Here is a 13644-nt window from a genome sequence, read left to right on the forward strand (position 1 = left end):
AAGTAAAAGACCATGCGGGCCCGCAAGGGACCCGCACGTTGTGTGAATCAGTGGCGTCATATTACTTGCGTACGCGCCGCCCTTGCCATTCTGCGCCGCAAGGAATGAAACATCGTATGTCTGTTGCGTCCCCGTAAACAGGCGCGGCCCATGGCCGGGGACAGGGCTTGCCGCGTTGCGGCCGCAACGTCCGGGCACGCAATTTACCGCAGACCGCCGGCGCGCAGTTCAGGGAAAACCCCGAGCGCGGCTTATCATGCCGCCTTGACACTGGAAAACCCATGCCGCACCGCTCTGCCGCCCGCGCCGCCTGGACGCGGGAGATCCGCGCCACCCTTGCCCTGAGCCTGCCCCTGGTCCTGACCAGCCTGGCGCAGATCGCCATGACCGCCACCGACGTGATTTTCATCGGCCGGCTGGGGTCGCACGCACTGGCCGCCAGCGCCCTGGGCGCCAATCTGTATGCCGCGTTCGCGTTCTTCTCGCTGGGCCTGGTGACCGCCACCGCGCCGATGGTGGCGCGCGAACTGGGCGCCCGCCGCCATTCGGTGCGCGAGGTGCGCCGCACCGTGGCGCAGGGTCTGTGGGCGGCCGCCATCATCTCGGTGCCGGGCTGCCTGGCGCTGTGGCATGGCGAGGCGATCCTGCTGGCCATCCGCCAGCCGCCCGAGCTGGCCGCGCAGGCCGGCGTGTACCTGCGCGCCCTGCTGTGGGGGCTGCCGCCGTTCCTGGGCTTCCTGGTGCTGCGCTCGTTCGTGGCGGCGCTGCAGCGGCCGCGCTCGGCGCTGTGGGTGGCGCTGGCCGGCATCCTGTTCAATGCGGCCGCCGACTGGGCCCTGGTGTTCGGCAAGCTGGGCTTTCCGCCCTTGGGCCTGACCGGCGCGGGCATCGCCAGCGCGGCGGCCAGCCTGTTCCTGTTCGTGGGCATGGCCGTGGTCGTCACCTGCGACCGCCGGTTCCGCCGCTACCGGCTGTTCGGCCGGGTCTGGCAGCCCGACTGGCGCCGGCTGGCCGCCCTGTGGAAGCTGGGCCTGCCGATCGCGGCGGCCACCGCCTTCGAAGTCACCATCTTCAATGCGGCGGCGTTCCTGATGGGCTGGCTGGGCGAAGCGGAACTGGCCGCGCACGCGGTGGCCATCCAGATCGCCAGCATCAGCTTCATGGTGCCGTACGGCATCGCCCAGGCCGCCACCGTGCGCGTGGGACTGGCCTACGGCGCCCGCGACGCGGCCGCCATCCAGCGGGCCGGCTGGACGGCCTACGGGCTGGGCGTGGGCTCGATGGTGATCGCGGCGCTGTTGATGATTGCGGTGCCGCACTGGCTGCTGGCCGCGTTTTTCGATGTGCAGGCCCCCGCCAATGCCGCCCTGCTGGCGCTGGCCTCGTCGTACCTGGCGGTGGCGGCGGTGTTCCAGATTGTCGACGGCGCGCAGGTCATGGGCGCCGGCATGCTGCGCGGCCTGCACGATACGCGCGTGCCGATGCTTTATGCCGCCATCGGCTACTGGGGCCTGGGCCTGCCGGCGGGCGCCGCGCTGGCCTTCTGGGCGGGCTGGCGCGGGGTGGGCATCTGGAGCGGCCTGGCCATCGGGCTGGGCGTGGTGGCCGTGCTGATGACGCGCCGCTGGCTGCGCCGCGAGCGCGTGGGGCTGGCCCCGCCGCTGCGACCGTCGGCCGGGGCGCCGCGGGCCGCCATGCCATAATCGGCCCAGGCGTTGGGTGCCGGGCTTCCGGCACCGCAGTGCGCACCGCCCGGCACGTTTATCCAGGAAGTCTATGTCCCCTGCTTTTCCGCCCCTGAACGCCGACCGCCTCTGGTCGCGCGTCGAAACCCTTGCCCGCTACACCCTGCCGGACGTCCCCTGGACACGCCGCGCCTTCTCGCCGCTGTTCGAGCAGGCGCGCGCCTGGCTGGCCCGGGAATTCGCCGACGCCGGCCTGGAAGTCCGCCTGGATGCCGGCGGCAACCTGGTGGGCCGCCGCGCCGGCCGCAACGCCGCGCTCAAGCCCATTGTCACCGGCTCGCACTGCGACACCGTCATGAGCGGCGGCCGCTTCGACGGCATCATCGGCGTGCTGGCCGGCATCGAAGTGGCCCGCACCCTGCACGAACAAGGCATCGAGCTGGAGCACCCGTTCGAAGTCATCGACTTCCTGTCCGAAGAGCCCAGCGACTACGGCATTTCCTGCGTGGGCAGCCGCGCCCTGTGCGGCCAGCTGGACGCCGCCATGCTGGCCGCCCGCAACCCGCAAGGCGAGACGCTGGCCGAGGGCCTGCGGCGCATCGGCGGCGACCCCGCCGCGCTGGCGGCGCCGCTGCGCGGCGCGGGCGACACGGCGGCGTTCGTGGAACTGCACATCGAACAAGGCCCGGTGCTGGAAAGCCGCCGGCTGCCCATCGGGGTGGTCACGCATATCGTGGGCATCCGCCGCGTGCTGATCACGGTGCAGGGCCAGCCCGACCACGCCGGCACCACGCCCATGGACATCCGCCGCGACGCCCTGGTGGGCGCGGCCCGCGTGATCGACGCCGCGCACCGCCAGGCCAGCGCCCTGAGCGGCAAGCCCCATTATGTGGTGGCCACGGTGGGCCGCATCGAGATCACGCCCAACGCCGCCAACGCCGTGCCCGGCCGCGCCGAGCTGATGCTGGAAGTGCGCAGCGACAGCGACGCCGTGCTGGACAGTTTTCCCGAGACCCTGATGGACGGCCTGGCCGCCCAGCTGGCGGAACTGCGCCTGAGCGCCGCCGTGGCGCCGGTCAGCCGCGCCCATCCCACGGCGTGCTCGCCGCTGGTCATGCAGGCCATCGAAGCGGCCGCGGGCCGCCTGGGCTATGCCTCGATGCCCCTGCCCAGCGGCGCCGGCCACGATGCGGTGTACATGGCGCCCACCGGCCCGATCGGCATGGTGTTCATTCCCTGCCTGGGCGGGCGCAGCCACTGCCCCGAAGAATGGATCGAGCCGGCCCAGTTGCTGGACGGCACGCGCGTGCTGTATGAAACTGTGCGCGAACTCGACCGCCGCCTGGCCGGCTGAACACGCGCGGCGCCCGCCCGGGCGCCGCCGAATGCGCTATCGTCCGTACTCCGCCACGACACCGCCCGCCGCATGCAGCAGACCGACCTGACCGACAGCACCGCCGACCGCTATCTGCTCGACGCCCCCGGCCTGTCGCTGCTGGCCTTCCACAGCCGCACCTGCGCCACCTGCAAGGTGGCCCGCGAACAGTTGCCGCAGCTGGACCTGCCGGTCGAGCGGCTGTGCTGGATCGACGCCGGCGACAACGGCGGGCTGGTGGCGCGCTACGAAGTCTTCCACCTGCCGGCCCTGTTCCTGGTGCGCGACGGCGCCTTCTACGGCCCGGTCAACGCGTCGCTGGCCGAATGGGACCTGCGCCAGCAGATCGGCCTGGCGCTGGACAGCTACCCGGCCGAACTGCCCTGAATGAAAACCCACCCCCGAAGCGCTACGCGCGTCCCCGATCCGGCCACATCTGGTTTTCGTTGCCAGCCGATCGCGCAACGCGCGGTGGGACACTGACGCCATGGCAGCCGCCGCCCGCCAGCCGCTGGACGGCCGCGCCACGGGGCTGATGATCCTGCTGTGCCTGTGCTGGGGCTTCCAGCAGATCGCCATCAAGCTGGTGGCGGCCGATATCTCGCCCACGCTGCAGATCGGCCTGCGCTCGGTCTTCGCGGCCGTGGTGCTGGCCTGCCTGGTGCTGCGCAAGGAAGGCCGCGCCGTGTTCGCCGACGGCACGCTGGGGCCGGGCCTGCTGGCGGGCGTCCTGTTCGCCGCGGAATTCCTGCTGGTGGCGCAGGGCCTGCTGTACACCACGGCCTCGCACATGTCGGTGTTTCTTTACACCGCGCCGATCTTCACGGCCCTGGGCCTGCACCTGGCCCTGCCCGAAGAGCGGCTGCGGCCGGCGCAGTGGCTGGGCGTGGCCCTGGCTTTCGCCGGCATCGCGCTGGCCTTCCTGGGCCCCGGCCACCAGGCCGCCGCGCCCGCCATGCTGCTGGGCGATTTGCTGGGCGTGCTGGCCGGCGCATCCTGGGGTGCCACCACCGTGGCCATCCGCAAGTCGCGCCTGTCCGAGACGCCGGCGGCCAAGACGCTGCTGTACCAGATGGCCGTGGCCGGGGTGGCGCTGCCGCTGTTCGCCTGGGCCACCGGGCAGGCCGCGCCGGTGTTCTCGCCGCCGGCCCTGGCCAGCCTGGCCTTCCAGGCGCTGGGCGTGGCGCTGTTCAGCCTGCTGGTGTGGTTCTGGCTGCTGCGCCGCTACCTGGCCACGCGCCTGTCCATCCTGTCGTTCCTGACGCCGCTGTTCGGCGTGGCGTTCGGCGTGCTGATCCTGCACGAACCGCTCGACGCCGCCTTCGTCGCAGGCGCCGCCATGGTGATGGCGGGCATCCTGATCGTCATCGGGGTCAAGGGAATGGCGGCGCGCTAGGCTGCCTGCACGGGCCATTTGCCAGGTGTCCGACTCCCGCAGGGTGTCGGACACCGTACGGCTGAGACGGCTGCGGCGTACCGCGGTGTCAGGCACCTGGCGGAGCCTGACACCTGACCCTATACCCGGCACGCTTTTCATCGCGCCTCGGCAATCAGCTCGGCCAGGCGCCGCCGCTGCCTGCCCTGCGCATCGAAGTTGTCCGGCGCCAGCCACTGCTCCAGCCCGCTGCGCACGGCCGGCCATTCGGTGTCGATGATCGAGAACCAGGCCGTGTCGCGGTTGCGGCCCTTGTACACCACGGCCTGGCGGAAGATGCCCTCGAACTGGAAGCCCAGCCGCAGCGCGGCGGCGCGCGACGGGGCGTTCAGGCTGTCGCACTTCCATTCGTAGCGCCGGTAGCCCAGCTGGTCGAAAGCGCGGCGCATCAGCAGGTACTGCGCCTCGGTGGCGGCCGGCGTGCGCTTGAGCCGGCGCGAATAGGCCACGCTGCCCACCTCGATCACCCCGTTGGCCGGATCGATGCGCATGGCGGCCAGAGTGCCCAGGGCGCGCCCGCTGGCCAGGTCGATGATGGCGAAATGCTGCGGGTCTTCGGTCGCCTGCGCGGTGCGCGCGTAGGCCAGGTAGCTGGCCTCGTCCGTGAACGGCCCCGCGTAGGTGTAGGTCCAGTCGCTGCCGTCGGGGGCCTGGCTGAAAGCGGCATGCAGCTCGGCGCCATGGCGCGCCGCGTCCAGCGGTTCCAGGCGGCAATAGTGGCCGGCAATGGGTTCGCGCGGCGGGCGCGGCCGGGCGGTCCAGTTGGGAACGGAATGGCCGACGGGCTGCTGCGGCGACAGGGCGGTGGGCATGCTGGAGATCCTTGTTCAAGAACGGCACATAAACGCAATGCCTCTACGCTAGCGGATTCGTGGCATGCTAAAAAGCACCAGACAACGCTTATTTCATGGTGCCATGGATATCCGCGCCGCCTTGCTCGACAGCCCGCTGGCCGCGCCCGGCGGCCGCCACACCCTGCAACGCCAGTTGCTGCAGCGCCTGAAGCAGTCGATTCTGGATGGCCGCCTGGCGCCCGGCAGCCGCCTGCCGGCGTCGCGGGCGCTGGCCGAACAACTGGGCATCTCGCGCAACACCGTGCTGCTGGCCTATGGCCAGCTGACGGCCGAAGGCTATGTGCGCGCCGACCGCCAGGGCACCCGGGTGGCGCCGCTGCCGCCCGCCGCTCACGCGGGCGCCCGGCCGCCGCCGCCCTGCGCGCCGGCGGCGCGGCGGGTGGCGCGCATCGCGCCTTCGGCTGCGCATGCCGAGCCGGGCATGGCGCTGCGCCCCGGCACGCCCGCGCTCAGCCACTTTCCGCTGGGCGCCTGGCGCCGCACGCTGGACCGCGCCCTGCGCGACATGCCCATGGCCACGCTGGGATACGGCGACCCGGCCGGCGAGCCGGCGCTGCGGCAGGCCATCGCCCAGCACCTGGGCGTATCGCGCGGCGTGCGCTGCCATGCCGGCCAGATCGTCATCACCGAAGGCGCACAGGAAGCGCTGGCGCTGTGCGTGCGCCTGCTGGGCAACCAGGGCGACACCGCGTGGGTCGAAGACCCGGGCTATCGCGGCGCCAAGGCGGCCTTCCAGGCCGGCGACCTGCGCATCGTGCCGGTGCGGGTGGACGCGCAGGGCCTGGCCGTGCCCGCCGCCCTGTGGCGCGCGCGGCCGCCGCGCCTGATCTACGCCACGCCGTCGCACCAGTACCCCACCGGGGCGGTGCTGGCCGCGGCGCGGCGCCTGGAATTGCTGGACCAGGCGCGCCGCGCCGGGGCGTGGATCATCGAAGACGATTACGACAGCGAATTCCGCCACCACGGCGAACCGATCCCGGCCATGCAGGGGCTGGCCGACGACGCGCCGGTGCTTTATATCGGCACATTCAGCAAGACCATGTTCCCGGCGCTGCGCATCGGCTTCCTGGTGCTGCCGCCGGCGCTGGCGCAGCCGCTGCGCACGGCCGTGCATGAACTGCTGCGCGGCGGCCATCGACACGAGCAGCTGGCCCTGGCCGCCTTCATCGACAGCGGCCAGTTCGCCCGCCACCTGGGGCGCATGCGGCGCCTGTACCGCGACCGGCAGCAGGCCCTGCGCGCCGCGCTGGCCCGCCACCTGCCGGTCGAGCACGAGGTGCTGGGTGGCCACGGCGGCCTGCACCTGACGGTGCGGCTGCCGCCCGGCCTGGACGACCGCGCCATCGCGGCGGCGGCGCGGCGCGCGGGGCTGGCGCCGGCGGCCCTGTCGGCCTTCGCGCTGCGCCCCGCCAGCCGCGACAACGGCCTGGTGCTGGGCTACGGCAACACCTCGGCGGAACTGTTCGAGCCGCTGGTCAGGCGTCTGGCGGGGGTCATCGCGGCTGTTTGAAAGACGGCTAACCGATCAGGCCGCCCAGCAGCAGCATGGCCAGCACCAGCCAGAAAATGCCGGCGACGATGGCGCGCCGCAGGAACGCCTTGACGGCCGCCCACAGCAGCACCAGGCCCAGCACCAGCAGCGCGAAATTGAATACCGACGGGCTCATGCCCAGCGCGCCCGCCAGGCCCGAGAAAAAATCGCCCAGGGCCGAGCCCAGGCCGCCGAATACATAACGCAGCCCCGCCACGATGCCGCGGATGATCTCGCCGAGCAGCGCGCCCGCCGATCCGAAAAAACTGTCTTCAGTCTGCATGCGTTCCCATTGCGGGGCACATCCCCGAACGCGGCCCGCGCTTCGGCGCGGCCCTCGCCAGAATGTATCCGATCCGCGCCGGCCGTGCCCGGCGCCGCTGCGGAACCGGGCCGATTGGGGGTTTAATACGGGTCTCGTCAGATTTTTGCGCGCGGCGCCGGGCGCTGCCGCACACCCTACAAAGGACCGAAATGGCTTTCGATTTTGACCTGTACGTAATTGGCGCGGGCTCGGGCGGCGTGCGCGCGGCGCGCTTCGCCGCCGGATTCGGCGCGCGCGTGGCCGTGGCCGAAAGCCGCTACCTGGGCGGCACCTGCGTGAACGTCGGCTGCGTGCCCAAGAAGCTGCTGGTGTACGGCGCGCATTACCGCGAAGACTTCGAACAGGCCGCCAGCTACGGCTGGACCGCCGGCAAGCCGGGCTTCGACTGGGCCACCCTGATCGCCAACAAGAACCGCGAAATCGAACGCCTTAACGGCATCTACCGCAATCTGCTGACGGGCAGCGGCGTCACCCTGCACGAAGGCCATGCCCGCCTGCTGGACCCGCATACCGTCGAAATCAACGGCCAGCGCCATACCGCCCGGCACATCCTGGTGGCCACCGGCGGCTGGCCGCGCGTGCCCGACATCCCCGGCAAAGAGCACGCCATCACTTCCAACGAGGCTTTCTTCCTGAAAACCCTGCCGCGCCGGGTGCTGGTGGTGGGCGGCGGCTACATCGCCGTGGAATTCGCCTCCATCTTCAACGGCCTGGGCGCGCACACCGTGCAGGTGTACCGGCGCGACCTGTTCCTGCGCGGCTTCGACGGCGGCGTGCGCGAACACCTGCGCGACGAGCTCATCAAGAAGGGGCTCGACCTGCGCTTCAATGCCGACGTGGCGCGCATCGACAAGCGCCCCGACGGCAGCCTGGCGGCCACCCTGCAGAACGGCGACGTCATCGAGACCGATTGCGTGTTCTACGCCACCGGCCGCCGCCCCATGCTGGACAACCTGGGCCTGGAAAACACCGGCGTGAAACTGAACGACGAGGGCTTCATCGCGGTCGACGACGAATACCGCAGCAGCGAGCCCTCGATCCTGGCGGTGGGCGACGTGATCGGCCGCATGCCGCTCACGCCGGTGGCGCTGGCCGAAGGCATGGCGGTGGCGCGCCGGCTGTTCCGCCCCGAGGAATACCGCAAGGTCGACTACGACCTGATCCCCACCGCCGTGTTCAGCCTGCCCAACATCGGCACCGTGGGCCTCACCACAGAAGCCGCACTGCAGGCCGGCCACCGCGTCAAGCGCTACGAAAGCCGCTTCCGCCCCATGAAGCTGACGCTGACCGGCGACCAGGAAAAAACCCTGATGAAACTGGTGGTGGACGCCGATACCGACCGCGTGCTGGGCTGCCACATGGTGGGCCCCGACGCCGGCGAGATCGTGCAGGGCCTGGCGGTGGCCCTGAAGGCCGGCGCCACCAAGCAGGTGTTCGACGAAACCATCGGCATCCATCCCACGGCGGCCGAAGAATTCGTCACCCTGCGCACGCCGGTGCAAGAATAGGCGGCTGTTCCGGTACAGATTTGCGGTAGGCTGTGCACCGATATTCCGTCCTGTTCCTTCCGGAGCCCCGCATGCCCGAGCTTTCCAACCTGCTGGCTTTCGCCCTGCTGTCGCTGGGCATGGTGCTGACTCCCGGCCCCAACATGGTGTACCTGATCTCGCGCTCGATCTCGCAGGGGCCGCGCGCGGGCCTGGTCTCGCTGGGCGGGGTGGCGGTGGGCTTCGTGTTCTACGTGCTGTGCGCGGCGCTGGGCATCACCGCCCTGCTGATGTCGGTGCCCTTTGCGTACGACGCCCTGCGCCTGGGCGGCGCCCTGTACCTGGGCTACCTGGCCTGGCAGGCGCTGCGCCCGGGCGGCCGCTCGCCCTTCCAGGTGCGCCAGCTGCCGCGCAGCAGCCCGCGCCAGCTGTTCACCATGGGCCTGCTCACCAACCTGCTCAACCCCAAGATCGCCATCCTGTACCTGTCGCTGCTGCCGCAGTTCATTTCGCCCGGGCACGGCAGCGTGCTGCTGCAGTCGCTGACGCTGGGCTTCACGCAGGTGCTGATCAGCCTCACCATCAACGCGCTGATTGCCCTGGCGGCGGGCTCGATCGCCGGCTTCCTGGGCACGCGCCCCCTGTGGCTGGTGGCGCAGCGCTGGCTGATGGGCACGGTGCTGGCAGGCCTGGCCGTGCGCATGGCGCTCGACGCGCGCCGCTGATTACAGGTGTCAGGCTCCCGCGGGGTGCCTGACACCGTACGGTTGCAGCGGTCTAGCCAGGCATCGGTGTCTGGCACCCTCGCGGGAGCCAGACACCCGGCCCATTACACACCCGGTTCATCCCGGGCGGGGCCGGCCGGATCCGGCCGCGGTGCGATAATGCCGCAGCCCGAATCCGCTTTTCCGAGACTGCCATGACCCGTATCGACGACCCCCTGCACGACCGCGAAGCCGGCCACGCAGACTCCACGCAAGACACCACGCGCATCGACGACGTCCGCATCGGCGCGGTGCGCCCGCTGATTTCCCCGGCCCTGCTGCAGGACGAGCTGCCGGTGCCCGCCGCCACGCTGGCCCTGGTCGAAGAGGCCCGCGCCCGCATCGCCGACGTGCTGCACGGCCGCGACGACCGGCTGGTGGTGGTGGTGGGACCCTGTTCCATCCACGACCACGGCCAGGCGCTGGAATACGCCGGCCGCCTGCAGGCCGCCGCCCGGGCCCTGCAAGACGACCTGCTGGTCGTGATGCGCGTGTACTTCGAAAAGCCGCGCACCACCGTGGGCTGGAAAGGCTATATCAACGACCCGCGCCTGGACGGCAGTTTCCGCATCAATGAAGGCCTGCGCCGGGCGCGCGAGCTGCTGCTGGAAATCGGCGGCCTGGGCCTGCCCATCGCCACCGAATTCCTCGACCTGCTCAGCCCGCAGTACATCGCCGACCTGATCGCCTGGGGCGCCATCGGGGCGCGCACCACCGAAAGCCCCAGCCACCGCCAGCTGGCCTCGGGCCTGAGCTGCCCGCTGGGCTTCAAGAACGGCACCGATGGCGGCATGCAGGTGGCCGCCGACGCCATCGTGGCCGCGCGCGCCCGCCATGCCTTCATGGGCATGACCAAAATGGGCATGGCGGCCATCTTCGAAACACGCGGCAACGACGACACCCACGTCATCCTGCGCGGCGGCAAGCAGGGCCCCAACTACGACGCCGCCAGCGTGGCGGCCTGCTGCGCCGCCCTGAAGGCGGCCGGGCAGCGCGAACAAGTCATGATCGATTGCTCGCATGCCAACTCCAACAAATCGCACCAGCGCCAGGTCGAGGTGGCGCGCGACATCGCCGGCCAGTTGGCCCAGGGCGAATCGCGCATCATCGGGGTCATGATCGAAAGCCACCTGGAAGAAGGCCGCCAGGACCTGAAGCCCGGCGTGCCGCTGCGCCACGGGGTGTCGATCACCGACGCCTGCCTCGGCTGGACGCAAACCGAACCGGTGCTCGATATCCTGGCCCAGGCCGTGCGCCAGCGCCGCGCGCGCCGGCAGGGCTGAGCCCGCGCCGCCTGCCCGCACATTCGCAGGATCAGGCAACAATGGCAGAGTAATCGGCATTGCTGTAGCCGGCACGGATTTCTTATCCTGCACGTCTGCGGGGCGCGGGCCCCGCCAGCCCAGGAAGGAATCCGCCATGGCCAGTTTGAACATCAATGGCAAAGACACCGCGCTGGACGCGCCCGATGAAATGCCCCTGCTGTGGGCGCTGCGCGACGTCGCCAACCTGACCGGCACCAAGTACGGCTGCGGCATGGCGCTGTGCGGCGCCTGTACGGTGCACGCCGATGGCACGCCCATCCGCTCGTGCGTGACGCCGCTGGCGGCCGTGGCGGGCAAGCAGATCACCACCATCGAAGGCGTGGGCGGCGACAGGGTCGGGCAAGCCGTGCAGGCCGCCTGGCGCAAGCTCGACGTGGCCCAGTGCGGCTATTGCCAATCGGGGCAGATCATGTCGGCCACCGCCCTGCTCGCTCAGAACAAGCAGCCCAGCGACGCCGACATCGACAGCGCCATGGGCGGCAACGTCTGCCGCTGCGCCACCTACGTGCGCATCCGCGCCGCCATCCACGAAGCCGCCCGCGCGCTGGCCTGATCAGGAGCCTCACATGCATCCCATCGTGCGTTCTCACAGCGCGGCCATCCTGCCCGTGCGCAACGTCAGCCGCCGCCGCTTCATGCAGGGCGCGGGCGGCCTGGTGCTCGGCGTTGCGCTGGGCCCCGCGGCCGCGCGCGCCGCCACCGGCGGCGCGGCCCAGGCCGACGGCGCCGCCTTCGCCCCCAATGCCTTCGTGCGCATCGGCACCGACGGCAGCGTTACCGTGCTGTCCAAGCACCTGGAAATGGGCCAGGGCGCCTATACCGGCCTGGCCACGCTGGTGGCCGAAGAACTCGACGCCGACTGGGCCAGCGTGCGTGTCGAGGGCGCGCCGGCCAATACGGCGCTGTACAAGAACCTGGCGCTGGGCGTGCAAGGCACCGGCGGCAGCACGGCCATTGCCAATTCGTATGAACAGATGCGGCGCGCGGGCGCCACGGCGCGCGCCATGCTGGTTGCCGCGGCCGCCCGGCAGTGGCAGGTCGACGCCAAGGACATCACCGTGTCGGCCGGCATCGTGCGCCACGCCGCCTCGCAGCGGCAGGCCGGGTTCGGCGAACTGGCCGCCGCGGCCGCCAGGCTGCCGGTGCCGGATTCGGTGCCGCTGAAGGCGGCCGCCGATTTCCAGCTGATCGGCAAAGAAGCGCCGCGCCGCGTCGACGGCCGGGCCAAGACCGACGGCACCGCCATGTTCACCCAGGATATGAAGCTGCCCGGCATGCTGGTCGCGATGGCGGCGCACCCGCCCCGCTTCGGCGGCAAGGTGGCCGGCTTCGACGCCAGCAAGGCCAGGGCCGTGCCGGGCGTGCGCCATGTGCTGCGGTTCGCCGGCACCGGGCACAACTTCGAGGGCGTGGCGGTGCTGGCCGACAACACCTGGGCCGCGCGCACCGGGCGCGACGCGCTGCAGGTGCAATGGGACGACAGCCAGGCCCACCGCAAGGGCTCTGACGATATCCGCGCGCAGTACCGCGCGGCGCTGGACCGGCCCGGCACCGTGGCGGCCAGCCATGGCGACGTGCAAGCCGCGCTGGCGCAGGCGGCCAAGGTCATCGAGGCCGAGTACGAAGTGCCCTACCTGGCGCACGCCGCCATGGAGCCCATGAACTGCCTGGTTCAGCTGGGCGACGACCGCTGCGACATCTGGAACGGCGAGCAATTCCAGACCGTCGACCAGGCCGCCGTGGCAAAGGCATTGGGCCTGGCGCCCGAACAGGTGTTCATTACCCAGCTGTATGCCGGCGGCAGCTTCGGGCGGCGCGCCAATGCGCACGCCGACTACGTCACCGAGGCCGCGCTGATCGCCAAGGCGGCGCGCGACCAGGGCGTGCGCGCCCCCGTCAAGCTGGTATGGACGCGCGAAGACGACATGCGCGGCGGATACTACCGCCCGCTGAATGTGCACCGCGCGCGCATCGGCCTGGATGCGCAGGGAAAACTGCAGGCGTGGCACGTGCGGCTGGCGGGGCAGTCGATTTTCCTGGGCGGCCCGTTCGAGGGCGCCATGCAGAACGGCATCGACCCCACGTCGGTGGAAGGCCAGGCCGACCTGCGCTATGCCGTGCCCAACCTGCAGGTGGAATCCTACACACCGCGCGACATCGGCGTGCCCGTGCTGTGGTACCGCTCGGTGGGCCACACGCATACGGCGTTCTCGGCCGAGGGCCTGATGGACGAAGCCGCCGCGGCGGCCGGCCAGGACCCGGTGGCCTATCGCGTCGCCCTGCTCGAGCAGCACCCGCGCCATCGCAAAGTGCTGGAACTGGCGGCCGAACGGGCCGGCTGGTCTCGGCCGCTGGCCGCCGGCGCGCAGGGCCAGCGGCGCGGCCGCGGCGTGGCGCTGCACGAATCGTTCGACACCATCGTGGCGCAGGTGGCCGAAGTCACCGTACAGGCCGACGGCTCGTTCAAGGTGGACCGCATCGTGTGCGCGCTGGACTGCGGCGTGGTGGTCAACCCCGACGTGGTGCGCGCCCAGATGGAGGGCGGCATCGGCTTCGGCCTGTCGACCGCGCTGCACGGCGCCCTGACGCTGAAAGACGGCCAGGTCGAGCAGAGCAATTTCCACGACTATCCGGTCATGCGCATCAACGAGATGCCCGTCGTCGAAGTGCATACCGTGGCCTCTGCCGAAAAACCCACGGGCGTGGGCGAACCCGGCGTGCCGCCCGTGGCGCCGGCGGTGGCCAACGCCCTGTACGCCGCCACGGGGCAGCGCATCCGCACTCTGCCCTTCGCGGCCCAGGTCAAACCGCTGGCGGCGCAGGGGTAAGATGTCGCTGTCTCCGTTGTTGTCCGATACGCCGG

At 71.0% G+C, this 13644-nt stretch carries 12 protein-coding genes; 10 read left to right on the top strand and 2 right to left on the bottom strand.

All coding sequences use genetic code 11. The features are described from left to right. Positions 1–281 precede the first annotated feature (281 nt). The 4 genes from J2P76_RS01085 (at position 282) to J2P76_RS01100 (ending at position 4456) form a co-directional block, all read left to right on the top strand. Positions 282–1703: an MATE family efflux transporter gene (locus J2P76_RS01085; protein WP_207403899.1), complete on the top strand. Its 1422-nt coding sequence runs from the start codon at positions 282–284 to the stop codon at positions 1701–1703. A gap of 73 nt (positions 1704–1776) precedes the next feature. After that, entirely contained in the window at positions 1777–3039 is a 1263-nt protein-coding gene (locus tag J2P76_RS01090) for a Zn-dependent hydrolase (protein ID WP_207403901.1), read from the top strand. A 72-nt stretch (positions 3040–3111) separates the two neighbouring features. Further along, a complete protein-coding gene (locus J2P76_RS01095) occupies positions 3112–3447 on the top strand; it encodes a thioredoxin family protein (RefSeq protein WP_207403903.1) in 336 nt (111 codons plus the stop codon). Between the two features lie 100 nt (positions 3448–3547). Continuing rightward, complete coding sequence (locus J2P76_RS01100) at positions 3548–4456, top strand: DMT family transporter (protein ID WP_207403905.1); 909 nt, start codon at positions 3548–3550, stop codon at positions 4454–4456. A 137-nt stretch (positions 4457–4593) separates the two neighbouring features. On the opposite strand, the gene J2P76_RS01105 is transcribed toward J2P76_RS01100, so the two are convergent. Then, the gene (locus tag J2P76_RS01105; protein WP_207403907.1) at positions 4594–5307 is read right to left on the bottom strand and encodes a GNAT family N-acetyltransferase; all 714 of its coding nucleotides are present in this window, start codon (positions 5305–5307) and stop codon (positions 4594–4596) included. Between the two features lie 64 nt (positions 5308–5371). Here J2P76_RS01105 and J2P76_RS01110 point away from each other — a divergent pair, with 64 nt between their 5' ends. Next, entirely contained in the window at positions 5372–6859 is a 1488-nt protein-coding gene (locus J2P76_RS01110; RefSeq protein ID WP_207403910.1) for a PLP-dependent aminotransferase family protein, read from the top strand. Positions 6860–6866: 7 nt separating this feature from the next. Here the strand turns inward: J2P76_RS01110 and J2P76_RS01115 are convergent, their stop codons facing one another. After that, positions 6867–7163: a hypothetical protein gene (locus tag J2P76_RS01115; RefSeq protein WP_207403912.1), complete on the bottom strand. Its 297-nt coding sequence runs from the start codon at positions 7161–7163 to the stop codon at positions 6867–6869. A 191-nt stretch (positions 7164–7354) separates the two neighbouring features. Between J2P76_RS01115 and gorA the strand changes: the two genes are divergently transcribed. From gorA to J2P76_RS01140, 5 genes are all read left to right on the top strand, one after another. Then, positions 7355–8713, top strand: coding sequence for a glutathione-disulfide reductase (gorA, locus tag J2P76_RS01120; RefSeq protein WP_207403914.1), 1359 nt, complete (start codon positions 7355–7357; stop codon positions 8711–8713). Between the two features lie 71 nt (positions 8714–8784). Further along, positions 8785–9417: a LysE family translocator gene (locus J2P76_RS01125; protein WP_207403916.1), complete on the top strand. Its 633-nt coding sequence runs from the start codon at positions 8785–8787 to the stop codon at positions 9415–9417. 194 nt (positions 9418–9611) lie between these two features. Further along, positions 9612–10739: a 3-deoxy-7-phosphoheptulonate synthase gene (locus J2P76_RS01130; RefSeq protein ID WP_242697258.1), complete on the top strand. Its 1128-nt coding sequence runs from the start codon at positions 9612–9614 to the stop codon at positions 10737–10739. A 136-nt stretch (positions 10740–10875) separates the two neighbouring features. Then, complete coding sequence (locus J2P76_RS01135) at positions 10876–11334, top strand: (2Fe-2S)-binding protein (protein WP_207403918.1); 459 nt, start codon at positions 10876–10878, stop codon at positions 11332–11334. A gap of 13 nt (positions 11335–11347) precedes the next feature. Next, complete coding sequence (locus J2P76_RS01140; RefSeq protein WP_207403919.1) at positions 11348–13609, top strand: xanthine dehydrogenase family protein molybdopterin-binding subunit; 2262 nt, start codon at positions 11348–11350, stop codon at positions 13607–13609. The last annotated feature ends 35 nt before the right edge of the window (positions 13610–13644 follow it).

It is taken from the genome of Bordetella petrii (genome assembly GCF_017356245.1).
Classification (GTDB): domain Bacteria; phylum Pseudomonadota; class Gammaproteobacteria; order Burkholderiales; family Burkholderiaceae_B; genus Bordetella_A; species Bordetella_A petrii_D.